This window comes from Streptomyces sp. NPDC055966, from assembly GCF_042269865.1.
Classification (GTDB): Bacteria; Actinomycetota; Actinomycetes; order Streptomycetales; family Streptomycetaceae; genus Streptomyces.
Genome location: NZ_JBHJYK010000003.1, coordinates 530,754 through 553,494 on the forward strand (window position 1 = coordinate 530,754; position 22,741 = coordinate 553,494).

At 71.3% G+C, this 22,741-nt stretch carries 22 protein-coding genes, 1 tRNA gene and 1 pseudogene; 9 read left to right on the forward strand and 15 right to left on the reverse strand.

Annotation, left to right across the window (positions count from 1 at the left end; translation table 11 throughout):
- Positions 1–10: 10 nt before the first annotated feature.
- From ACFC8N_RS09365 to ACFC8N_RS09375, 3 genes are all read right to left on the reverse strand, one after another.
- Entirely contained in the window at positions 11–691 is a 681-nt protein-coding gene (locus ACFC8N_RS09365) for a pentapeptide repeat-containing protein (protein WP_356020317.1), read from the reverse strand.
- Positions 692–786: 95 nt separating this feature from the next.
- Positions 787–2,217: an NAD(P)/FAD-dependent oxidoreductase gene (locus ACFC8N_RS09370; RefSeq protein ID WP_376287658.1), complete on the reverse strand. Its 1,431-nt coding sequence runs from the start codon at positions 2,215–2,217 to the stop codon at positions 787–789.
- Positions 2,218–2,227: 10 nt separating this feature from the next.
- On the reverse strand, positions 2,228–2,893 hold the full coding sequence (locus ACFC8N_RS09375; RefSeq protein ID WP_376287660.1) for a rhomboid-like protein: 666 nt from the start codon (positions 2,891–2,893) through the stop codon (positions 2,228–2,230).
- Here ACFC8N_RS09375 and ACFC8N_RS09380 point away from each other — a divergent pair.
- Together ACFC8N_RS09380 and ACFC8N_RS09385 are read left to right on the forward strand one after the other, a co-directional pair.
- Complete coding sequence (locus tag ACFC8N_RS09380) at positions 2,892–3,827, forward strand: aminoglycoside phosphotransferase family protein (RefSeq protein WP_376287661.1); 936 nt, start codon at positions 2,892–2,894, stop codon at positions 3,825–3,827. The genes ACFC8N_RS09375 and ACFC8N_RS09380 overlap by 2 nt on opposite strands.
- A 98-nt stretch (positions 3,828–3,925) precedes the next feature.
- A complete protein-coding gene (locus ACFC8N_RS09385; RefSeq protein WP_376287663.1) occupies positions 3,926–5,899 on the forward strand; it encodes a hypothetical protein in 1,974 nt (657 codons plus the stop codon).
- A 102-nt stretch (positions 5,900–6,001) separates the two neighbouring features.
- Here the strand turns inward: ACFC8N_RS09385 and ACFC8N_RS09390 are convergent, their stop codons facing one another.
- Positions 6,002–6,889 carry a LysR family transcriptional regulator gene (locus ACFC8N_RS09390; RefSeq protein WP_356020326.1) on the reverse strand — a complete coding sequence of 296 codons (888 nt, stop codon included), beginning with the start codon at positions 6,887–6,889 and terminating at the stop codon, positions 6,002–6,004.
- 259 nt (positions 6,890–7,148) lie between these two features.
- Between ACFC8N_RS09390 and ACFC8N_RS09395 the strand changes: the two genes are divergently transcribed.
- Positions 7,149–8,495 carry an acyltransferase gene (locus ACFC8N_RS09395; RefSeq protein ID WP_376287665.1) on the forward strand — a complete coding sequence of 449 codons (1,347 nt, stop codon included), beginning with the start codon at positions 7,149–7,151 and terminating at the stop codon, positions 8,493–8,495.
- 5 nt (positions 8,496–8,500) lie between these two features.
- On the forward strand, positions 8,501–9,259 hold the full coding sequence (locus ACFC8N_RS09400; RefSeq protein ID WP_356020331.1) for a hypothetical protein: 759 nt from the start codon (positions 8,501–8,503) through the stop codon (positions 9,257–9,259).
- 38 nt (positions 9,260–9,297) lie between these two features.
- Here ACFC8N_RS09400 and ACFC8N_RS09405 read toward each other — a convergent pair whose 3' ends face one another.
- Positions 9,298–9,672, reverse strand: a complete 375-nt coding sequence (locus tag ACFC8N_RS09405; RefSeq protein ID WP_356020333.1) for a metalloregulator ArsR/SmtB family transcription factor — start codon at positions 9,670–9,672, stop codon at positions 9,298–9,300.
- A gap of 65 nt (positions 9,673–9,737) precedes the next feature.
- Between ACFC8N_RS09405 and ACFC8N_RS09410 the strand changes: the two genes are divergently transcribed.
- A complete protein-coding gene (locus tag ACFC8N_RS09410; RefSeq protein WP_376287668.1) occupies positions 9,738–10,964 on the forward strand; it encodes an MFS transporter in 1,227 nt (408 codons plus the stop codon).
- Between the two features lie 112 nt (positions 10,965–11,076).
- Here ACFC8N_RS09410 and ACFC8N_RS09415 read toward each other — a convergent pair.
- Positions 11,077–11,150 (reverse strand) — tRNA-Thr (locus tag ACFC8N_RS09415).
- A gap of 220 nt (positions 11,151–11,370) precedes the next feature.
- On the opposite strand from ACFC8N_RS09415, the gene ACFC8N_RS09420 reads away from it, so the two are divergent.
- The 3 genes from ACFC8N_RS09420 to ACFC8N_RS09430 all read left to right on the forward strand — a co-directional run bounded on the left by ACFC8N_RS09420 (position 11,371) and on the right by ACFC8N_RS09430 (position 13,982).
- A complete protein-coding gene (locus ACFC8N_RS09420) occupies positions 11,371–12,507 on the forward strand; it encodes a sn-glycerol-3-phosphate ABC transporter ATP-binding protein UgpC (protein WP_356020337.1) in 1,137 nt (378 codons plus the stop codon).
- Positions 12,508–12,716: 209 nt separating this feature from the next.
- Entirely contained in the window at positions 12,717–13,187 is a 471-nt protein-coding gene (locus ACFC8N_RS09425; RefSeq protein WP_356020339.1) for a hypothetical protein, read from the forward strand.
- 63 nt (positions 13,188–13,250) lie between these two features.
- Positions 13,251–13,982: a nucleotidyltransferase family protein gene (locus tag ACFC8N_RS09430; RefSeq protein ID WP_356020342.1), complete on the forward strand. Its 732-nt coding sequence runs from the start codon at positions 13,251–13,253 to the stop codon at positions 13,980–13,982.
- Between the two features lie 87 nt (positions 13,983–14,069).
- On the opposite strand, the gene ACFC8N_RS09435 is transcribed toward ACFC8N_RS09430, so the two are convergent.
- The 7 genes from ACFC8N_RS09435 to ACFC8N_RS09465 all read right to left on the reverse strand — a co-directional run bounded on the left by ACFC8N_RS09435 (position 14,070) and on the right by ACFC8N_RS09465 (position 20,975).
- Entirely contained in the window at positions 14,070–15,779 is a 1,710-nt protein-coding gene (locus ACFC8N_RS09435; RefSeq protein ID WP_376287670.1) for a DoxX family protein, read from the reverse strand.
- A 128-nt stretch (positions 15,780–15,907) separates the two neighbouring features.
- The gene (rlmB, locus tag ACFC8N_RS09440; protein WP_362816874.1) at positions 15,908–16,849 is read right to left on the reverse strand and encodes a 23S rRNA (guanosine(2251)-2'-O)-methyltransferase RlmB; all 942 of its coding nucleotides are present in this window, start codon (positions 16,847–16,849) and stop codon (positions 15,908–15,910) included.
- A gap of 128 nt (positions 16,850–16,977) precedes the next feature.
- Positions 16,978–18,375: a cysteine--tRNA ligase gene (gene cysS, locus ACFC8N_RS09445; RefSeq protein WP_376287672.1), complete on the reverse strand. Its 1,398-nt coding sequence runs from the start codon at positions 18,373–18,375 to the stop codon at positions 16,978–16,980.
- A gap of 45 nt (positions 18,376–18,420) precedes the next feature.
- Positions 18,421–18,825 carry a PPOX class F420-dependent oxidoreductase gene (locus ACFC8N_RS09450; RefSeq protein ID WP_356020350.1) on the reverse strand — a complete coding sequence of 135 codons (405 nt, stop codon included), beginning with the start codon at positions 18,823–18,825 and terminating at the stop codon, positions 18,421–18,423.
- A gap of 88 nt (positions 18,826–18,913) precedes the next feature.
- Positions 18,914–19,417 carry a 2-C-methyl-D-erythritol 2,4-cyclodiphosphate synthase gene (ispF, locus tag ACFC8N_RS09455; protein WP_356020353.1) on the reverse strand — a complete coding sequence of 168 codons (504 nt, stop codon included), beginning with the start codon at positions 19,415–19,417 and terminating at the stop codon, positions 18,914–18,916.
- Positions 19,407–20,159 (reverse strand): 2-C-methyl-D-erythritol 4-phosphate cytidylyltransferase, encoded by a 753-nt coding sequence (gene ispD, locus ACFC8N_RS09460; protein WP_356020355.1) that lies wholly within the window; start codon positions 20,157–20,159, stop codon positions 19,407–19,409. The genes ispF and ispD overlap by 11 nt, the downstream gene beginning before the upstream one ends.
- Before the next feature lie 333 nt (positions 20,160–20,492).
- Positions 20,493–20,975: a CarD family transcriptional regulator gene (locus ACFC8N_RS09465; protein WP_003953493.1), complete on the reverse strand. Its 483-nt coding sequence runs from the start codon at positions 20,973–20,975 to the stop codon at positions 20,493–20,495.
- A 673-nt stretch (positions 20,976–21,648) separates the two neighbouring features.
- Here ACFC8N_RS09465 and ACFC8N_RS09470 point away from each other — a divergent pair.
- Complete coding sequence (locus ACFC8N_RS09470; RefSeq protein ID WP_362816879.1) at positions 21,649–22,335, forward strand: DUF461 domain-containing protein; 687 nt, start codon at positions 21,649–21,651, stop codon at positions 22,333–22,335.
- A 114-nt stretch (positions 22,336–22,449) separates the two neighbouring features.
- On the opposite strand, the pseudogene ACFC8N_RS09475 reads toward ACFC8N_RS09470, so the two are convergent.
- Positions 22,450–22,554 (reverse strand): annotated as a pseudogene (locus tag ACFC8N_RS09475) (helix-turn-helix domain-containing protein); the annotation flags it as partial.
- 89 nt (positions 22,555–22,643) lie between these two features.
- A partial coding sequence (locus ACFC8N_RS09480; protein ID WP_351601839.1) for a helix-turn-helix domain-containing protein occupies positions 22,644–22,741 on the reverse strand: 98 nt, incomplete at its 5' end.

Consider the following 22,741-nt stretch of genomic DNA (forward strand, 5'->3'; position numbering starts at 1 on the left):
GCCGTAACGACTACTCCACTCTGATCCCCAGCTCCGCCGCCAGCACCGGTGCCAGATCCAGCAGTTGTCCCGTGCTGACCACCGCCCCGGACAGCCGGTCCAGGCCGCGGACGATCTCCAGCGGGGCGGCTCCGCGCAGATCCACGTCCTTCAGCGTCGCGCTGCCGAAGTCGGCCCCCTTCAGCGCGCAGCCGACGAACTCCACCCGCTCCAGGCTCGCCCCCGCGAAGTCCGGCTCGACCAGCACACAGGACTCGAAGACGACGTCCCTGAGGCGGGCCTCGCGCAGATTGAGATAGTCGATCTTGCCGCCCCGGACCACCACCCGCTCCAGCACGGCGCCGTGCAGCTGGGTGCCGCCGAGGCGCGCGTCGACCACCTCGACGTCCCGGAACGTGGACTCGGCGAGATGCGTGCCGACCCCGCGCAGCCCCGTCAGCACCGAGTCCAGCACTCTGGCCCGGCCGAGCGCCGTACCGTCCACGGCGCAGGCCGTCAGCGCGCAGTCCAGGAAGCGGGCGCCCGAGCCGTCCTGCCCGCTCAGGTCCGCGTCCTGGAACTCCAGCCCGTCGTAGTCCCCGTCCGGCTCCAGCCCGCCGCCGGACCACGGGGTCAGCGGCGGCAGCCGCACCTCCGGCCGCCGCGCGCCCTTCGCCCGCTTCCCGCCCTCACCCGTCGCTCTCCTCGCCATGCCCCCATGCTGCACCCCGCCACTGACACTCACCCCGGCCGCCGCCCGGCCTCGACCGGGCCCGAGGTGCGTCCGGCGTCCCCTGGGGAACCGGTTCAGTGGCGCCCCGCCACCCGGTCCGCCGCCTTCGCCAGACGGGAGGACTCGGTTCCGGGGTGCAGGCGTTCGCGCTGGTCGGCGGTGCGGTAGGTGGCGTACATGCCGTGGACGCCCAGCCAGCGGAAGGGCTCCGGCTCCCACTTGCGGACCTTGTGGTTCACCCAGGGCAGGTCCGTGAGGTCGGTGCGGCCGCCCTGCCCGGAGTCCCGCTGGACCAGGTCGCGCAGGGTGCGGGCGGCCAGGTTGGTCGTGGCGACGCCGGAGCCGACGTAGCCGCCCGCCCAGCCGAGGCCCGTCGAGCGGTCCAGGGTGACCGTGGCGCACCAGTCGCGGGGGACGCCGAGGACGCCCGACCAGGCGTGCTCGACGCGCACCCCGGCCAGGGAGGGGAAGAAGCGGGTCAGGATCTCGTGCAGGGCCTCGACCGTCGCCGCCTGTGTGCGGCCGTCGTTGTCGGTGCGCGAGCCGAAGCGGTACGGCACTCCGCGGCCGCCCAGCGCGATCCGGCCGTCGGCCGTGCGCTGCGCGTACATGTACGCGTGCGCCATGTCGCCCAGGGTCTCGCGCCCCTCCCAGCCGATCGACGCCCACTGCTCCTCGGTCAGCGGCTCGGTCGCGATCATCGAGGAGTTCATGGGGAGCCAGGTGCGCTTCTGGCCCTTCAACCGCGCCGTGAAACCCTCCGTGCAGCGCAGCACGTACGGGGCGCGGACCGTGCCGTAGGGCGTGACGGCGTGCTTGGGGCGGATCTCCGTCACCGGCGTCGACTCGTGGATCACCACGCCCAGCGCCTCGACCGTCGCCGCCAGGCCCTTCACCAGCTTCACCGGGTGCAGCCGGGCCCCGTGCGGGGTCCAGGCCGAGCCCACCGCGTCCGCGACCCGGATCCGCTCGGCCGTCTCGCGGGCGCCGTACAGCTCCCGGTCCGTCTCGCCGTACGACAGCTCGTGCGCGTGGAAGGCCTTCAGGCGCGCCAACTGGGCCGGTGTCGTGGCCACTTCGAGGACGCCGCCGCGGTGGATGTCCGCCTCGATGCCCTCGGCCCCGGCCACCGCGATCACCTCGGCGACCGTGTCGTTCATCGCCTTCTGGAGGCGCACGGCAGCCTCGTGGCCGTGCAGCTTCGCGTACCGGTCGCGGCCCGCGATCCCGTTGTAGAGCCAGCCGCCGTTGCGGCCGGAGGCGCCGTAGCCGCAGAACTTCTGCTCCAGGACCGTGATGCGCAGGAAGGGGGCGGCCTTCTTCAGGTAGTAGGCCGTCCACAGGCCCGTGTATCCGCCGCCCACGATCACGACGTCGGCCGTGGCGTCCCCGGACAGCGGCTCGCGTACGGCCGGGAGGCCGTCGTCCGTGTACCAGTAGGAGATCCCGCCGTTGACGACGCCGCCCGCGAAGCCGGGGGCCGCACTGCTTGCCGAGCTGCTCATGGCCGGGACGTTAGCCCCTCGTCCCGGCCAGTGTCTCCTTCGGATTCCATGCTTTTCCGCGCCCTCTGACCAGCGGACAGCAGGCCAGCCCGATCAGCACCGAGACGAAGTGGCCCAGATCGGTGAAGGTCCGCCCCTCGGCCAGCGGCAGCCCGTAGATGACCAGCACCACCAGCAGATACGCGTACCGCCAGGGGGGCGCGATCCGGTACGTGAGCACCGCGATGACCCCCGCCAGCGCGTAACTCACCCCGATGTCCAGGGTGTTGACCGCGCGGTGCGGGGCGATGCCGTCGCGGATCGCGATCAGCAGGGCGCCCTCGCTGGTCAGCGTCGCGAACACGTGCGCCAGCGCGCACACCGCGAGCCAGCGGGCCGTGCCGAGCCAGCGCTCGGCGGGCGCATGGAACACCGTGTACAGGAAGGCGTACGGAATCCAGTGGCCGCTGTCGATCCAGAACGCGCTCGCCACCAGCACCCGCACCGGGTTGTGCGACAGCTCATGGATGTTGGTCGAGCGCCGGCGCAGGAAGTGCTGCTCGAAGTCGGGCGACATGCGGTGCAGGGCGACGGTCGTGACGAACAGGACCAGCAGCCACACGTAGGTGCCGGGTGCGCTGCGGATCCACGACCACACCGCGGCCCGTACCACTGTGAGGCCCCGCTTGATTCGCATGAGCCGATTCACGCACGCCAGTATCGTCCCGTCCGTGATCGACATCCCCGACGGCCTGGCCGAGGCACAGGCGAAGTACAACGGCGCGGCGGGGCGGGCCTTCGTCGCCGCGCTGCCCGGGCTGGCGGCCCGCTTCCTGGACCGCTGGGGGCTGCGGCTCGACGGGCCGGCCATGAACGGCGTCAGCGCGCTCGTCCTGCCCGTCACCGGCGCGGACGGCACCCGGGCCGTGCTCAAGCTCCAGCTGCCGGACGAGGAGACCGAGGGCGAACCGGTCGCGCTGCGGGTCTGGGACGGCGACGGCGCCGTACGGCTCCTCGACCACGATCCGGCCACCGGGACCATGCTCCTGGAGCGCCTGGACGCCTCCCGGATGCTGTCCTCGACGGCCGACACCCGCGCCGCCGTTCTCGTGATCGCCCGGCTGCTCGCCCGGCTGACCTCCTTCCCCGCACCGCCCGAGCTGCGCCGGCTCGGCGACATCGCCGCGGCCCTGCTGGAGCGGACCCCGTGGGCGCTGGCGCGGATCCCCGACCCCGGGACCCGCCGTACGGTCGCCGACTGCGCGGCGGCCGTACGGGAGGTCGTCGCCGAGCCCGGCGACCGGCTGCTGCACTGGGACCTGCACTTCGAGAACGTGCTCGCGGCCGGCCGCGCCGACTGGCTCGCCATCGATCCCAAGCCGCTGGCCGGCGACCCGGGCTTCGAGCTGTGGCCCGCGCTGGTCAACCGGTTCGAGGCGGCCGACGTCGTCTGGCGCTTCGACGCGATGACCGACGTCCTCGGCCTCGACCGGGAGCGGGCCCGCGCCTGGACGCTGGGCCGGCTGCTGCAGAACGCCGTGTGGGACGTGACGGACGGCCGCCCGGTCGAGGAGCGCCAGTCGGAGATCGCGCGCCGGCTGCTTCCCCGGCCCCGACCGGGGAAACCATGATCAAGGATTTACCACCCTCTCCTTGTCCCCGGTGAACGGCGTGGCTATTTTTCGTCCGCCCCCCAGTCATCACAACGGACCATCAGAAGGGCACTTCCTTGCACTCACGGAGACGTCGGGCGGCATCCGCCGCCGCCGTCCTGTCCACCAGCGCGCTCATATCCACCGCGCTGTCCACCGGCTGGCTCACGGCCGCCGCCTCCGCCGCTCCGTCGGCGAGCGGCGCGGCCCACGCCAAGCACCTGTGCGCCCACCCCACCGCGCCGGGCCACGTGGCGTGCCTCGCCGAGGCCCGCACCGATGTCCTCCAGCGTCTGACGGTGAGCCCGCACACCCCGCCGTCCGGCTACGGCCCCGCGGACCTCCAGAGCGCCTACAACCTGCCGTCGGCGAGCGCCGGTTCGGGCCGGACCGTCGCGATCGTCGACGCCCTGGACGACCCGAACGCGGAGTCCGACCTCGCCGCCTACCGCGCCCAGTACGGCCTGCCCGCCTGCACCACCGCCAACGGCTGCTTCCACAAGGTGAACCAGACCGGCGGCACCACGTACCCCACCGCGGACGCGGGCTGGGCCGGCGAGATCTCCCTCGACCTCGACATGGTCAGCGCCGTCTGCCCGCAGTGCCACATCACGCTCGTCGAGGCCTCCTCCACGAGCACGAGCGACATCGGCACCGCCGAGAACGAGGCCGTCGCCCTCGGCGCCAAGTACGTCTCCAACTCCTTCGGCGGCACCGAGGACCCGAGCGAGACCACCGCCGACGTCCAGTACTTCAACCACCCCGGCGTCGCCATCACGGTCAGCTCGGGCGACAGCGGCTACGGCGTCCAGTACCCAGCCTCCTCGCCCTACGTCACCGCGGTCGGCGGCACCTCGCTCAGCCGCTCGGGCAACACCCGCGGCTGGACCGAGTCGGTGTGGTCCACCAGCAGCACCGAGGGCACCGGGTCCGGCTGCTCCGCGGACGAGGCCAAGCCCACCTGGCAGACCGACACCGGCTGCTCGCACCGCACCGTCGCGGACGTCTCCGCGGTCGCCGACCCGGCCACCGGCGTCGCCGTCTACGACACCTACGGCGGCTCGGCCGGCTGGAACGTATACGGCGGCACCAGCGCCTCCTCGCCCATCGTCGCGGCCACCTACGCCCTCGCCGGCACCCCGGCCGCGAACAGCTACCCGTCGACGTACGCCTACGGGCACACGTCGGCCCTGAACGACGTCACCACGGGCAGCGACGGCACCTGCTCCACGAGCTACCTGTGCACCGCCGCCACCGGCTACGACGGCCCGACCGGTCTCGGCACCCCGAACGGCACCGCCGCCTTCGCCTTCGGCGCGACCGGCGTCAACTCCCTCCAGCCCGGCCAGAAGCTCACCTCCGGCCACCGGCTGAGCAGCGCGAACATCACGCTGACCATGGGCAGCGACGGCAACCTGGTCGCGTACCTCAAGACGAACGGCACCAGCGGCAGCGGCCCGGCGATCTGGTCGACCCACACCAGCGGCCACTCCGGCGCCTACGCGTACATGCAGGCCGACGGCAACCTGGTCGTCTACTCCAGCACCGGCACCGCCCTGTGGTCGACCCACACCTCCGGCCACTCCGGCGCCTACTTCCTGGTCCAGGACGACGGCAACCTGGTGGTCTACGGCTCCGGCGGCGGCCCGAGCACGGGCGGCTCGCTGTGGGCCGACGGCACGAACGTGCACTCGGCGACGATCGGCTCCGGCCAGAAGCTCACGGCCGGCTGGTGGGCCCAGGCCCGGTACACCCGCCTGGCGATGCAGCCGGACGGCAACCTCGTGCTGTACCGCAAGCGCGACGGCAAGGCGATCTGGTCCACCGGCACCTCCGGCCACTCCGGCGCCTACGCGTACATGCAGGCCGACGGCAACCTGGTCGTCTACTCCAGCACCGGCACCGCCCTGTGGTCCACCCATACCTACGGCCACTCCGGCGCGTACGCGGTGATGCAGAACGACGGCAACGTCGTCGTCTACACCGCCACCGGCGGCACGGGCAAGGGCGGCGCCCTGTGGGCGAGCAACACACGGTCGTACGTGCCCTGAGCCGCACCCGCCCTGTGTGGGGCTGGATGGGGTACACGGCCGTGAGTCACCGCGTATACCCCATCCAGCCCGACTGGAGTCCGCACGAGGACCTCCCTCGCGTCAGGACGCCATTCTGTACGAGCCCTCGTACGAGAAGGGGAAGCAGCGCAGGGCGTCCCGGGCCGCACGGTGGGCCGCCTCGATGACGTGCGGCCCGACGCTGGGGGCGAGCACGAGCGACGCCTCGACCGGCTCGACCGGCGGGAAGCACTCCTCGGGAGCCTTGCGCAGCCCCCACAGTTCGTCCGCGTTGGCCGGCAGGCAGGTGTTGCCGAGTCCGGCGCGGATCGCCGCCCGGACGCCGGGCAGATCGGGGCCCTCGTACACGCTTCTCCAGGGCACCCCGCCCAGGGCGACGGAGTTCAGCACATGGACCCGCAGGTTGCACGGCTCGACGCACAGCACCAGCGGGAGCGGAGCGCCCGCCTCGATCAGGTGACGGCCGAACCAGGCGAGTTGGACGCGCCCCAGGAACAGGTCCCGGCTGCCGCGCGGCGGCGCGGAGACCACCGCGAGGTCCAGTTCGCCGTCGCCGACACGGGCGGTGAGCGGTGCGCTCAGCCCCGTGCGCAGGGCGATCCGGGCGTCCGGCAGCAGCCGGGTGAGCGTGGCCAGCAGTTCCGGCATGGCGGGTTCGAACTGCTGCGAGACGCCCACCGAGAGGTGTAACTCGGTGCGCGGTACGGCGCTGACGCGGCCGACCGCCTCGTCGTTGAGGGCGACGATCCGCCGGGCGTATCCGGCGAGTTCCTCGGCCCGCGGACTGAGCCGGAGCCGGCGCCCGGTACTGGTGAACACCGGACCGTTCAGCAGGGATTCGAGTTTGCGTATGTGCTGGCTCACCGCGGGCTGTGTGAGCGAAAGTCGCTCGGCAGCACGATGGAAACCTCCCGTTTCCAGAATGGTAACGAGGGTACGCAGCTGACCGACATCCAGATTGCGAGACATAACTACCTCGGTGTGTGGGGGGCTTGCATTTTCACCAACAAGGCCGCCTGCCCAGGAAGTCCGCGCATCACCCTATCTTGACGGGATCTTGGCAAGCCCTTTTCTAGTTACACCGACCCACCGATAAGCGGGAATTATTGAACCAATAACCAATTCTTGTTGGCCGACCCGTTGAGGCGTCACCTAGGGTTTTGAACAGCCAGCGTGGCAGCCATCGATGTGCCCGGACACCCATTCCCGGGCCTTTCAGGGGGACTCAGTGAACAAGTCCGAATACTTCGACGCGCGCACCACCGTAGAGCGAGTAAGCCTGGGAAACCTGCTGGAAAAGCTGGACGTGGGGACCGGCCCCGAGCCGTACCCGATTGTTCGGTACACCCAGGTCCTGAAGGAACTCCGGAAGCAGTCGGCCGGCATCGGAAACGAGCGGCAGCAGGTGGAATTCGGTCGGCTCGTCGAGAAATCACTCCGGGAACTCGGAGCGGAACTCGGGCTTCCGGAAGAGCACTTCTCCGTGGACACCTCGGGCGATCCGCTGCTCGTCAAGGAGGGTGCCGGGCAGCACTGGATCCTCCCCACCCACTTCGAGGGCGGCGCCTACTTCAGCGCCCCGCACGCCGACCACCAGTACGCCCTGGCCGCGCACCAGATACCCCGCATCGACATCGGCCGGTACGTCCGGTTCGGCAAGGGCAGCGGGATCAACGCGGGCGGCGACATCACCATCGGCGACGGCGCCTGGCTGTCCCCCGGCAGCCTGCTGCTGCGCCAGGACCACAGCGCGTACGGACGACCCTCGATCGGGGCGCGCACCGTCTCCATGACGGACCAGCCGGGCGTCGTCCTGCGGGACTACGCATGGGTGGGACGCGACGCCATGGTCGGCTGGAACAGCGACTATCTGGGCCTGGCGAGCGTCGTGGGCACCCGGTCCTTCATCAACAGCTGGGTGGGCGACTACTCCATCGTCGGCGACCACGGCCGCATCCTCCAGTACCAGCCGTTCAAGGCCTTCCTGTTCGGCCGGTTCCAGCTGAGCGTGGAGGAGGTGCTGCGGATCTCCGACTGGGGGAAGGTCGACGCGGACTGGCTGCGGACCTACGCCGCCGAGAGCGGCCCGCTGCTCGGCTCCGGCGACGACCTGTCCGAACTCGTCGAGCTCACAACTGAGTTGAGGCACCCGCGGATGCGCACCCTGCTGCTGAAGCCGGACTCCCTGCGCCTCGTGCCCCTGCTCGCCGAGGCCCGTCTCGACATCGCCACGCACTCCCCGGCCCTCACGCCCCACGTGCTCCAGTGGGCCGGCGACCACAAGGCCCTGCGCGTCCGGGTGCGTTCGGACCTCACCGGCGCCACGCTGCCCTTCGAGACCGCCGGTCACTTCCACTACAACAAGCGGACCGGTTACGACCTCACGATCAGCGAGCACGCCCCCGGCACCACGGTCGTCCCGTTCGCCGAGCTGGAGCGCACCCTGCTCCAGGGCGGCCTCCTGGTCAGCGACGTCCGCGACCTGCCGGGCGGCGGCCCGCTCCCCGACAACCTCGTCGAGACCGCCGACCTGACCCTCGCCGGAAACCAGTACAAGGTGTTCAGGAAGAAGTGATCACCATGACGCGGAAGACCGCCGGATCGTACGAACTCGCCGTCGAGTACGCCGACAGCGGGCTGTCCTGGCCGGAGTTCCTGGACGGCCGGCCCGAACAGCCCCTCCCCGCCGGGCAGGTGCCCTTCCTGCCCGCCGACCGGTCACGGGCCGCCGTCTACAGCTTCGGCTACACCCACTCCGTCGTGAACGGGGCGAAGGTGGAGAAGGGACGGCTGGACTTCTACTACAAGGGCACCGGGGACCTCCTGCGCACCGACGGCGACCGGCTCACCAGCCCGGTGCCGCTGACGTCCGGCGGCATCGAGGTCGAGTACTGCGCCGCCTACTGCGTGAACAAGCAGGGCGAGCCGGTCTACCTCGGCTTCACGCTGGCCAACGACTTCTCGGACGCGGGCCTCAGGCACGCCCGCCGGAACCTGGCCAACCTGTCGAAGCTCCAGCCGACGGTCGTCGCCGCCGAGGCCGTACTGGAGGAACTGCCGCCGACCAGCGCCGTCAGCGCGTCGATCAGCCGGGACGGCCGGGTCGTGTGGCAGCGCGACGGGGCCCTCGGCAGGCGGGAGATGCTCTACTCCCCGCGCGTCCTGGAACGGCTGCTGCTGCACCGGCGCGGCCTGTTCGAGGCCGGCACGGTCGTGTATCTCCTGCTGGGCTCCTGCATCAGCTCGCACAAGGACGGGGCCGAGCTGCGCGACGGTGACGTCATCGCGATGCGGGACACGTACTCGGGCCTGAGCCTGACCACCCCCTTCGCCTGCTGAACCGGCCGGTCCCGGCTCCCCGCCGGCACCGGCCCCGGTCAACGCGAGGCCGGCGCGCCCTCGGGCTCGCCGGCCTCGCGTCGCCGTTCGGGCCCCGGCTCACCGGCCTCCATGTTGTGGATCACGGCGGCCAGCAGCCCCGGGAACCGCCCCTCGAACTCGTCGACACGCAGCCGGGCGCTCTGCTGCTGCCCCTGGTGGCTGCGCCAGATCAGCCCGCACTCGCGCAGGACACGGAAGTGGTGCGAGGCGTTCGACTTGCTGATGCCGAGGTCGTTGTAGATCACCGAGCACTCGGTCTCGCCGCGTTCGGCCAGCAGGGCGACGATCCGCAGGCGCAGCGGGTCGCTCAGCCCGTGCATCGCCTGGGCGAGGCTGACGTTGTCCAGTTCGGCATGAAACCTGTCGCGCATGCCTACGACCCTACTGCGCCGCGCCGCCCCTTCCAATGGTTCAACAACTCTTGTACCGTTGGACCATGAATCCAAGGATCTACCTCCTGGCCCTTGGCACCTTCACGGTCGGAACCGAGGGTTACGTGATCGCCGGCGTCCTCCCTGACGTGGCCCACGACCTGCACTCCACGGTGTCGATGTGCGGGCAGATGGTCACGGTCTTCGCCGTCGTCTACGCCTTAGCGGGTCCGCCCCTGATCGGCCAGTTCCAGCACGTTCCGCTCAAGAAGCTGCTCATCTGGGCGGCCGTCGGCTTCGCCGCCGCCAACGTGCTCGCCGCCGTCTCCCCCAACCTCGTCACCCTGGCCGTGGCCCGGGTCCTCGCCGCGCTGGGCGCCGCCCTCTTCGCCGCGCCCGCCGCGGCCGCCGCCGCCGCGCTGAGCAAACCCGAGGAGCTGCCGCGCGCGATCGCCGTCACGGCCGGCGGCAACGCGATCGCCCTCACCCTCGGCGCCCCCATCGGCACGGTCGTCGGCGCGGCCCTCGGCTGGCGGGCCTCCTTCGGCTTCGTCACGGCCCTGGCCCTCGTCACCGCCGTCGCCATCGCCGCCTGGCTCCCGGACGTCCCGGGCACCGCGGGCGCGACCGCCGGCCGGCTCAACCTGCTGCGCCGCGGCGCCGTCCGCTGGGGCCTGGTCACCACGTTCGGCCTGTTCCTGGCCGCCTACACGATGTACACGTACCTCGCCCCCATCGCGCAGCGCTCCACCGGCCTGGGCAGCACCGGCGTGGCCGCCCTGATGGTCGTCTTCGGCGCGGGCGGGTTCACCGGCGGCCGCATCATCGGCTCCGTCCTGGCCAAGCACGCGCTGGCGAACGTCCTGCGCACGGCGCTGCTGCTGATCACCGCGTTCCTCGCGGTACTGACCCTGCTGACCGTCGCGCACCTGCACACGGCGGCGCGGATCATCGCCTTCCCGCTCCTGTTCGCCTTCGGCATGGCCTGGTGGTCGGGCGGCATCAGCCAGCAGACCCGCCTGGCCGGCCTCGCCCCCGAGCAGCGCTCCCAGGCTCTCGGCCTGCACTTCTCCGCGCAGTTCCTGGGCGTCGCCGTCGCCGGCGCGCTCGGCGGCGTGACCCTGTCCACGATCGGGGCGGCGGGCGTTCCGGCGGTGGCGGGAGCGATCGCACTGGCGGCACTGGTGAGCGTGCGTCAGGTGGTGCCGGGAGCCGGCGCGGCCCGCGGCGGCGCCACGGCACCGGCGGCTTCCACGACCTCCACGGCGCCGGGCGCCGCCCGCGTGGAGTGAGGCCGGCTCCACCGGAGGCGGATCGCCGTCGAGAACTGTCGAGAACTACCGCCGATGCCCTCACGATCATGGATCGTGAGGGCATCGCCCCAGGTGGAGCCGGTAGAGCCAGAGCCCCCTGTCGGATTCGAACCGACGACCTTCGCTTTACAAGAGCGGCGCTCTGACCAGCTGAGCTAAGGAGGCGTGCGCATGGGCGCCCGTGCAGTGTACCCATCTCCGCGCCGGGTCCTGTCGAAAATTTCCGCGAAGTTCACCGTCGCCCGGGTACTGACAGACCGAGTGAACGCCAGGTACCGTCCTGATCCAGTTCACCCGCGTGGACCACACCGCGTGGACTGCACCCACCACCTTCCTACAACGGATCGTCCGGCACGTTCCTGCCGGTAGAAGGGGGCCCCTCACCATGGCCACAGTCACGTTCGACAAGGCGACCCGGATCTACCCGGGTTCCACCAAGCCCGCCGTCGACGGTCTCGACATCGCGATCGAGGACGGCGAGTTCCTCGTCCTGGTCGGCCCGTCCGGTTGCGGAAAGTCCACCTCCCTGCGGATGCTCGCGGGCCTGGAGGACGTCAACGGCGGCGCCATCCGCATCGGTGACCGCGACGTCACCCACCTGCCGCCCAAGGACCGGGACATCGCCATGGTGTTCCAGAACTACGCCCTGTACCCGCACATGACCGTCGCCGACAACATGGGCTTCGCGCTCAAGATCGCCGGCGTCAACAAGGCGGAGATCCGGCAGAAGGTCGAGGAGGCCGCCAAGATCCTCGACCTCACCGAGTACCTCGACCGCAAGCCGAAGGCCCTCTCCGGCGGTCAGCGCCAGCGTGTCGCGATGGGCCGCGCGATCGTCCGTGAGCCGCAGGTCTTCCTCATGGACGAGCCGCTGTCCAACCTCGACGCCAAGCTCCGCGTCTCGACCCGTACGCAGATCGCGTCCCTGCAGCGCCGTCTCGGCATCACCACCGTCTACGTCACCCACGACCAGGTCGAGGCCATGACGATGGGCGACCGCGTGGCGGTCCTCAAGGACGGCCTGCTCCAGCAGGTCGACTCGCCGCGCAACATGTACGACAAGCCCGCGAACCTCTTCGTCGCCGGCTTCATCGGCTCCCCCGCCATGAACCTGATCGAGGTCCCGGTCACCGACGGCGGCGTGAAGTTCGGCAACAGCGTCGTCCCCGTCAACCGCGAGGCCCTGACGGCCGCCACCGACAAGGGCGACCGCACGGTGACCGTCGGCGTCCGGCCCGAGCACTTCGACGTGGTCGAACTGGGCGGGGGCGCGGCCGCGTCCCTCTCCAAGGACAGCGCGGACGCCCCGGCCGGTCTCGCCGTCTCGGTGAACGTGGTCGAGGAGCTGGGCGCCGACGGCTACGTCTACGGCACCGCCGAGGTCGGCGACGAGGTCAAGGACCTGGTGGTCCGGGTCAACGGCCGCCAGGTGCCGGAGAAGGGCTCCACGCTGCACGTCGTGCCGCGGCCGGGCGAGATCCACGTGTTCTCCACGTCGACGGGCGAGCGCCTCTCCGACTGAGCTGGGCGTTTGCGCCGGAGTTGACGAATGGGGCCCCGCGGAGTGCCGCGGGGCCCCATTCGCGTCGTATGCACCGCCGGAAATACCCCGGCACAGCGATCATTTCGGGTGAGCGGCGTCAACCCCTTACCCAGAAAAAGGCACAGCCTCATCCCCCGTAAGAGTGACTCAATGTCGCCAAATCATTACCGGGCGCTACCCTCACACGCGTGAAGCACTCCACCAACCCTCAGACGCGACGCGGCCACCGGGGCGGCCCTGCCCGCCACATCGGCCGCACTCTCGCCCTCGTCCTGCCCGTCGTCCTGGTGCTCTCCGGGACCCTCGCGGTCACGCGGGTCAACTGGACCGGGAGCCCCCGCAGCTCGGTGCTGGCCGCCTCGGACGTCTCCCCGGCGGAGGTTTCCCCCGCGTCCGCCGAGAAGGCTCCCGAGACCCCGCAGGACGCGCTCCGTGACCGGCTGATCAGCGAGCTCCAGGACAAGAACCCGGGGGTGGTCCTCACCCACCTCCAGCAGGCCGTCAACGACCACCCGTCGCTGGCCAAGCACTGCTCGTCCATCGCCCGCGCCCTCGGCCAGGCCGCCGCGCGCATCTACGGCGCCTCGCACGCCCAGTCCTACGCCCGCCCGGTGTGCGACACGTCGTTCGCCTCGGGCGTGCTCGCCGCGCACAGCTGAGCCGGAGCCCGGGCCCGCGTCGTTGTCGGCCGGCCCGGGCGGAGCGCCACGTACAGTGCGGGCATGACCCATCCCAACGCCGCGTCGCGCCCCACCCAAGCCGTGGTCCTGGCCGGTGGCCAGGGCTCCCGGCTGCGTCCGTACACCGACGACCGGCCCAAGCCGATGGTCGAGATCCCCGGCACGGGCACTCCGATCATCGGCCATCAGCTGTCCTGGCTCGCCGAGGAAGGCGTCACGGACGTGGTGGTCTCCTGCGGCCACCTCGCCGAAGTCCTGCAGAAGTGGCTGGACTCCGCCGACCTGCCGGTCTCCGTCACCACCGTCGTGGAGACCGAGCCCCTCGGCCGCGGCGGCGGCCTCAAGTACGCCGCCGCGCACCTCCCCCGCCCCGACCGGCCGTGGTACGCCACCAACGGCGACATCTGGACCCGCTTCTCCCTGCGGGACATGGCCGACTTCCACACCGAGCGGGACGCCACGGCCACCCTGGCCCTGGCCCGTCCCCGTATCCCGTGGGGCGCGGTGCGGACCGACGGGTTCGGGCACATCACCGACTTCATCGAGGCGCCGCCGTCGACGTTCGAGATCAACGCCGGCGTGTACGTCTTCTCGCCCGAGTTCGCCGGGATGCTCCCGGAGCGGGGCGACCATGAGCGGACCACGTTCCCCCGGCTGGCCCGGGAAGAGCGGCTCTTCGGATTCCCCATCCCGCAGGGGGCCTACTGGCGGGCCATCGACACCGCCAAGGACCTGACGGAGGCCGCCAAGGAGCTGGCGGCTCTGGGCCGTTGACGGCAAAGGGCCCCGCATCGTCGTGATGCGGGGCCCTTGCCTTTCGCGCGCCTTTCGCTGCGCCGACGACCGGCTACCGGCTGCCGGTTAGCCCAACAGGCCGCCCACCAGGCCTGGTTGGCCGGAGGACGACGTGCCGCCGGAGCTGCCCGAGCCGCCCGAGGACGTCGGGCCGCCGGTCGCCGTACCGCCCGTGCTGGTCGGGCCCGCGGTGGTGCTCGGGGTGCCGCCCGTCGGGGAGGAGTGGTGACGCGGGAGCTGGCCCGAGGTGCCCTGGGTCTCGCTGGGCACCGTCGTACCGGCCGCGCTGCGCGTGGCGCCCGGGGTCGTCGCCGCGCCGGAGGGGCTCGCACCGCCCCTGGGGGGCGTGGAGGCCGACGGGGAGGTGCTGTGCCGCCGGCCCGGCTCCTGCGGGAGCGGGGAGCCCGGGAGGTTGTTGCGGGGGGCCTCGCCGGGGCCGGGGACGACCACGCGGCTGGAGTCGCGTACGGCGCCGCCCAGCAGGGAGCCGACGAGCAGGGTGAGACCGGCCGTGACGGCCGTGATCAGGGCGCCGCGGCGCAGGACGTAGCGGCGCAGCTCCCAGATGTCGGAGCGGGGGCCGAGGCGCCGCCAGGCACCGGCCGCGAGCCGGCCGTCCACGGAGTAGACGGGCGCACCGGCGATGATCAGCGGCGACCAGGCGGCGAGGTAGATGATGTCGGGCGCGTCGTAGGCGGGGACCGTCTTCCAGCTGACCGTGACGATCAGGGCGGCGGAGAGCAGGGCACCGACGACCGCGGCCACGCGCTGCCAGCAGCCGAGGATCGTCAGGACGCCCACGACCACCTGGAGGAAGGCGATGACCAGGCCGGAGCCGACCGGGTGGTGCAGGGCGAACTGGCGCAGCGGCTCGGCCACGTCCCACGGGTGCAGGGTGTTGAGCCACTTGACCATGGAGCCGCGCTTGCCGCCGTCGAAGTAGACGGGGTCGCACAGCTTGCCCATGCCGGCGTAGATGGAGATGAAGCCGAGGAAGATGCGCAGCGGGAGCAGGACGACGCCGAGGTTCATCCGGCGGCCCGGGTAGTAGGCGTGCCGGGCGAGGTCTTCGCCCTGGCGCCGCACGGGGCGCGCGAGGTCGTCGAGGGCGCGGTCCCGGCGGCCCGGGTGATCCGCGTACTCGTCGTAACCGTCGTGGTCGTCGTAGCCGCCGTAGCCGTGGGGGCGTCCGAAGTCGGCTTCCTGGTACGGGGGTTCGTCGTAGGCGCCGCCGGCCGTGCCCATGTGGGGCAGCAGGCGGGTGCCGTCGGCGTCCGGGGCGGTGCGCTGGTGGCCCACGACCGGGGTCTCGACCGTCTGGTCCAGCGCGTCGTAGCCGTCGCCGTAGCCGGTGCCGACGCGCGGGATGACCTGGGTGGCGCCGCCCTCCGGCTCCTCGGTCTGGCGGACGCTGCCCCGCACGGCCTGGAGGAGCCGGTGGGCGCCGGTGTCGTCGGGGGCGGACTTGCCGCTCCACACGACGGGGCGGCGGCGGCCGACGGCGCCCGCCCGGCCCTCGGGGCTCATGGCGGGCATCCCGGCGGTGTGATGGGCGGCACTCAGATGCCGGGCGATCCGCGGGGATTGGGTCCGCTTCGCCGACGCGCTCAGCTGCACGCGGAAGCTGGCGTGATTGACGATGACCTGCGCCGGATCGCTCGGCACCTTCACCATGCTCAGCGCGGGAGCGTCTTCGGGACCGGACGAGAATCCGGACTTGAATCCCGACGAGCGGTCCCCCGTGGGTGTGCGGGGTGTTCTGGTGTCCACACTCATCTAACCGAGTGACGTGGAGTTAGGACACGTCTTTGACCGGTCGGATGTGTCCGGACCCCGTCAAAGGGGCCCGGAGCACTGCAGGAACACCGGAATCAACCCGAACAGGTGAGAATTCGGACGGCCGTTCAGGCCCGCCTGCGCGCCGCCTCGTACAGCACGATTCCCGCCGCCACACCGGCGTTCAGCGACTCGGCGCCGCCCGGCATCGGGATGCGGACGCGGAAGTCGCAGGTCTCGCCGACCAGGCGGGACAGGCCCCTGCCCTCGCTGCCGACCACGATGACGACCGGGCCGTCCAGGGCCGCCAGCTCGCCGAGCTCGACCTCGCCGTCCGCCGCCAGGCCCACGACCGCGACGCCGGCCTTCTTGTACTGCTCCAGGGTGCGGGTCAGGTTGGTGGCGCGGGCGACCGGGGTACGGGCCGCCGTACCGGCGGAGGTCTTCCAGGCGCCGGCGGTCATGCCGGCCGAGCGGCGCTCGGGCACGACGACGCCGTGGCCGCCGAAGGCGGAGACGGAGCGGACGACCGCGCCCAGGTTGCGCGGGTCGGTGACCCCGTCGAGCGCGACGACCAGCGGGTCCTCGCCCCCGTCGGCCGCCGCGTCGAGCAGGTCCTCGGGGTGCGCGTACTCGTACGGCGGGACCTGGAGGACGAGGCCCTGGTGGTTGAGGCCGTTCGTCATGCGGTCCAGCTCGGGGCGCGGGGCCTCCATCAGGTTGATGCCACCGCGCTCGGCGGCGAGCTGGAGGGCCTCGCGGACACGCTCGTCGTTGTCGATGAACTGCTGGACGTAGAGGGTGGTGGCGGGCACGCCCTCGCGCAGCGCCTCGACGACCGGGTTACGGCCGACGACCATCTCGGACGCCGACTTGCCGCCGCGGCCCCGGGCCACGGGACGGCGCGCGGCCTGCTTCGCCCTGGCGGTGGCGATGCGGTTCTTCTTGTGCCCCTTGCGCATCTCGGCGGGCGGGGTCGGGCCCTTGCCCTCCAGGCCCCGGCGCCGCTGGCCGCCACTGCCGACCTGCGCGCCCTTCTTGCCGGACATGCGGCGGTTGTTCGCGGCCATGAGTCACTCGTCTCCGTGAGCTTCGTACGTACGTCTTCTGTGTCTGCGTCGTCCGCGTCCTGTGCGTCCGCGTCCTGTGCAGTGTGCCGCCCGGAAGGCCGGGCGGCACAGTCGATCTTCGGGTTCGGCTAGGCCTTGAGGGTCCAGCGGGGGCCCTGGGGGCTGTCCTCGACGGCGAGGCCGGACTGGGTGAGCTGGTCGCGGATGGCGTCGGCGGTCGCCCAGTCCTTGCGGGCGCGGGCGGCCTCGCGCTGGTCCAGGACCAGGCGGACGAGGCTGTCGACCACGCCGTGCAGGTCCTCGCTCCGGTCGGACTCGCCCGCCCAGTGCTCGTCGAGCGGGTCGAGGCCGAGGACGCCGAGCATGGCCCGCACCTCGGCGAGCCGGGCCACGGCCGCTTCCTTGTCGTCGGCGGCCAGCGCGCTGTTGCCCTGCCGGACCGTGGTGTGCACGATCGCCAGGGCCTGCGGGACGCCCAGGTCGTCGTCCATCGCCTCGGCGAAGGCCGGCGGGACCTCGGCGGCCGGCTCGACGGTCTTGCCGGCCAGCTCGGTGACCCGCTGCACGAAGCCCTCGATCCGCGCGAACGCCGACTCGGCCTCGCGCAGCGACTCCTCGCTGTACTCGATCATCGAGCGGTAGTGCGGGGTGCCCAGGTAGTAGCGCAGCACGACGGGCCGCCACTGCCTGACCATCTCGGACACCAGCACGCTGTTGCCCAGCGACTTGGACATCTTGTCGCCGGCCAGGGTGACCCAGGCGTTGTGCACCCAGTACCGGGCGAACTCGTCGCCGTACGCCTTGGCCTGGGCGATCTCGTTCTCGTGGTGCGGGAAGATCAGGTCCAGGCCGCCGCCGTGGATGTCGAAGGCGGAGCCCAGGTACTTGTGGGCCATCGCCGAGCACTCCAGGTGCCAGCCCGGACGGCCCGCGCCCCACGGCGTCGGCCAGGTCGGCTCGCCCGGCTTGGCCGCCTTCCACATGGCGAAGTCGCGCGGGTCGCGCTTGCCGGTCTCGCCCTCGCCGGACGGCTGGAGCAGGTTGTCGAGCTCCTGGCGCGACAGGGCCAGGTACTGCGGGAAGGAGCGCACGTCGAAGTAGACGTTGCCGTCCGCCGCGTAGGCGTGCCCGCGCTCGATGAGGCGCTGCATCATCTCGACCATCTCGGTGATGTGGCCGGTGGCGCGCGGCTCGTAGGTCGGCGGGAGGCAGCCGAGGGCGGTGTAGCCCTCGTCGAAGGCGCGCTCGTTCTCGTAGCCGATCGACCACCACGGGCGGCCCTGCTCACGGGACTTCGCGATGATCTTGTCGTCGATGTCCGTGACGTTGCGGACGAACGTCACGTCATAGCCGCGGTAGGTGAACCAGCGGCGCATGATGTCGAAGTTGAGCCCCGACCGGATGTGCCCGATGTGGGGGGCCGCCTGCACGGTGGCGCCACACAGGTAGATCGAGACACAACCCGGCTCGAGCGGGGTGAAGTCACGGATCTGCCGGGCGCTGGTGTCGTACAGGCGAATGGTCACCACTCCAGGGTAGTGGGCGCGGCGTGGTGCCCGGTGCCGCACGGCTCAGAACATCCCCACGACCTTCTCCGGGGTGATCCTGACGATCACGCGGTCGGCGTCGTTGACGGAGTCGGGGTTGAACTCCGCGTATTTCTTGCCGGTGTACTTCAGTGACAGTTCGTCGATCAGCTCCCTGGCGCCCTGCACGGCGAACTCCGCGGTGCCGCGGATCTCGGCGTAGACGTACGGCATCTCGGGATCCTGGACGACGACGCTCACCCGGGGGTCGCGGTCGAGGTTCTTCTTCTTGCGGCGGTCGACGGTCGTGGAGAACAGGACCTGGTCGCCGTCCCGCTTCACCCACACCGGGGACAGCTGGGGCCGGCCGTCGGGCTGGATCGTGCCGACCACGATGAAGACGGGACCGTCGAGCACGGACTTGAGCCGGTCGGGCAGGGTGGCGGGCATGGGTGCCTCCTAGGGTCGGCGGTGACTCTCCGGATACCCTCGCACGCTCTCCGTCCACCCGCACCACGACCGGCGGCCGCCGCCGGCCTCAGCCCGTACGGACCACCAGTGCCGTCGCGATCGCCATCAGCCCCTCGTCGCGGCCGGGGAAGCCGAGGCCGTCCGTCGTCGCGCCGGAGACGGAGACGGGGGCGCCGGCCGCCTCGGAGAGGACCTTCTGGGCCTCGGTGCGCCGCTTTCCGATCTTCGGACGGGGGCCGATCACCTGGACGGCGATGTTGCCGATGGTGAAGCCCCCCGCGCGGACGATCCGGGCCGCCTCGGCGAGGAGGGTCACCCCGGGGGCACCGGACCACTCGGGGCGCCCGGTGCCGAAGTGCTGTCCCAGGTCACCGAGCCCGGCGGCGGAGAAGAGGGCGTTGCAGGCGGCGTGGGCGACGACGTCCGCGTCCGAGTGCCCGGCCAGGCCCGGCCCCTCGCCCTCCCACTTCAGGCCCGCGCACCACAGCTCGCGGCCCTCCTCGAAGGCGTGGATGTCGGTGCCGATGCCGACCTGGGGCAGGGGCAGCACGAAGCCGGCCTCAGAAGCCATCGTTCAGCCTCCTGCGGGCCAGGACCGCCTCGGCGAGGACCAGGTCGAGGGGGCGGGTGACCTTGAAGGCCTCCTCGTGACCGGGGACCGTCACGACCCGCAGCCCGAGCTGCTCGACCATGCTCGCGTCGTCCGTCACGTCGTCGGTGACGGTCTCGTGCGCCCGGACCAGGGTCGTACGGTCGAAGCCCTGCGGCGTCTGGACGGCGCGCAGGCGGGCGCGCTCCGGGGTGGCGACGACCGGCTCGGGGGCGCCGGCCTCGGCGGCGGGCTCGACCTCCTTGACGGTGTCGGCCAGCGGCAGCGCGGGGACGACGGCGGGTGCGCCCGCGCCGACGGCCTCGATGACCGCGTCGACGGTGTCGACCGGCACGAGCGGGCGGGCCGCGTCGTGCACGAGGACGACGCCGTACTCGGGGGGCAGGGCGTCCAGGCCCCGCTTGACCGATTCCTGGCGGGTGTCGCCGCCGGGGACCACCAGGAAGTCGGTCCTCTCGGGCAGCGCGTGCGCGTCGAGCAGGGACTTGACCTCTTCGGTGCCGTCGGACGGGGCGACGACGATCACGAGGGAGACACGGCGGGACGCGGCGAGCGCGCGGACCGCGTGGATGAGCATGGGCGTGCCGTTCAGCGCGCGCAGCGCCTTGGGGGCGCCCGGACCGAGGCGTACGCCCCGGCCGGCGGCGGGAATCACGGCTGCGACGGGGGTCTGCGCAGGTGAGGGGCGCGATTCGTCAGACATCGGTTCCTGTCAGGTTTGTGTGCTCGACCTAGGTGGGTATGGCCTGGAGGAGTGCCGGGCGCGCTGCCTTGACCGGACCCTTCCGTGACCCTGGTCGAGGCCGACTGCCCGGGCCCGGCACATCAAAATATCGGGGGTCTTTCCGGTCAGAAAGTCGCCCGACCGACGCGCGGATACGAAGCGGATACGAACATGCCGCAGCGCCCGGCGACGGGATCCGACAGGGTCAGTGTCGAATCCGTGTCATCGGGCACCGCGGCATTTCACTGTGCGCATTTCATTGTGCAGAGTGTGCTGCGCGAACCGGCAGCGAGAGATCGCCGCCGTGGCGCATCAGGAGGCGAGCACCTCGTCGAGCAGAGCCTCGGCCTTGTCCTCGTTCGTGTTCTCCGCGAGGGCCAGCTCACTCACCAGGATCTGGCGGGCCTTGGCGAGCATGCGCTTCTCACCGGCGGACAGTCCGCGCTCGCGCTCACGACGCCACAGGTCACGCACGACTTCCGCGACCTTGATGACATCGCCGGAGGCGAGCTTCTCCAGGTTTGCCTTGTAGCGACGGGACCAGTTCGTGGGCTCCTCGGCGTACGGCGCGCGCAGCACCTCGAAGACCCGGTCCAGCCCGTCCTGACCGACCACATCACGCACGCCCACGAACTCAGCATTGTCCGCTGGCACACGTACCGTCAGGTCACCCTGGGCGACCTTCAGCACCAAGTAGGTCTTGTCCACGCCTTTGATCTGGCGAGTTTCGATGGCCTCGATCAGCGCGGCCCCGTGATGGGGATAGACCACGGTGTCGCCAACCTTGAACGTCATGTGACAGGTACCCCTTCCGTGGCTATCCAGGGTAACACGGATACGGCGTCTTCTGAATGGCGTTTTCGCAGGTCAGGGCATATCTCGGGGCTTGACAACAGCAACAGGAACGTGCTTCGAGAGGCCTGCGCAAGCGGGTATTCGCAGGTCGGAGGGGCTCTTCGGGCGGGGTGAAACACGTGCGTCACACACTCCGAGCACCCTCTCCGGGTGGCTTAACATCCCGATTTGTCCTGTTCCAAGCGTACGACTTCCGCTACTCCGTTCGGTGCGTACAGGCGGATCCGGAGGGCGATCCGGAGGCGGCCGCGACGAGAATCCGGAATTGATCAACGACCGCCCGAGGGGTGCTCGGTGATCAATTCCGGGACGGTCGCCGAGCGGTCATCGAGAGAGCTTCGAGACCGCCGCCGAGAGGGCCCGCATTCCTTCACGGAAATTTTGCGCGCGGTTATGTGAATGGCGGACGAGCACTCGGCAAAGTCGCGGAAGAGGCGCCTGTGCCCGCAGCGACGAGGCCGCGGGCGGTACCCCCAGCCGGAGGCAAGCGGGACGCTAGGGGAGGGTCGGGTGCGGCGGCGCCGGAACGGCTCGGTAACCTAAGGCCGCTGACAGACACTTAGGGTGGCTTTATAAGGGGAGCCGCCCGCGCGTTCAAGGAGTTGCCGCCGCCGTGAGCAGCAGCCTTCGACGCGGCGCCCTCGCCGCCTCCGCCATCGTCTTCTCGATCGCCTCGCTCGCCGCATGCGGCGCCGGCAACGGCTCGCAGACCCTGGAGATCAAGCCGGACAACGCTGCCACCAAGGTCGGCAACATCAAGGTCCAGAACGCGCTGATCATCACTCAGCCCGATCTTCAGTCGACCGGGCCGGCCGTCATCTCCGCGACCCTCTTCAACCAGGGCGTCTCGGACGAGACCCTCCAGTCGGTCGCCATCCCGGGCACCAGCGGCACGGTCAAGCTGACCGCCGCCAAGGGCCAGAGCCTCACCGTCCCGGCGCACGGCTCCCTGATCATCGGTGGTCAGGGCAACGCCTCCGCGGAGGTGCCGGGCGGCCGTACGGCGGTCCAGGACGGCAACGTCCAGAAGGTCACCTTCACCTTCAGCACGACCGGTGCCGTGAGCCTCAGCGCCTTCGTGGTCCCGGCCACCAGCTACTTCGACAAGTGGGGCCCGAGCACGATCCCGTCCGCCCCGGCGACCCCCACGGGTGCCCCGGGCGCCCCGGGCGCCTCGGCCTCCACCAGCGGCAAGCCGGAGAAGGGCAAGGGCAAGGGCGGCAAGGCGACCCCGTCGTCCTCCGCGAGCACCCACGCCACCCCGAGCGACTCGGCGTCCCAGTCGGTCGCCGGCCACTGAGCACCGCGCCACGCACGAAGGGCGGCACCCCTGCCGGGGGTGCCGCCCTTCGTCGTGCACGGGGAAGGCCGTACACGGGGAGGACCGTACGACCGATGGGGCCGAGCCGGCGGTTTACGGCTCGAACTTGTAGCCCAGGCCGCGGACCGTCACCAGGTAGCGCGGGGCGCCCGGGTCCGGCTCGATCTTGGCGCGCAGACGCTTGACGTGGACGTCGAGCGGCCCATCCCCCACGCACCCCTCGCACCGCTGCGCGGGCTTCGGGGTGCTGCGCCGGACTCCGTCCGGCCGAGAGCGCACGGCACCGATCACGGCTCGAACTTGTAGCCCAGGCCGCGGACCGTCACCAGGTAGCGCGGGGCGCCCGGGTCCGGCTCGATCTTGGCGCGCAGACGCTTGACGTGGA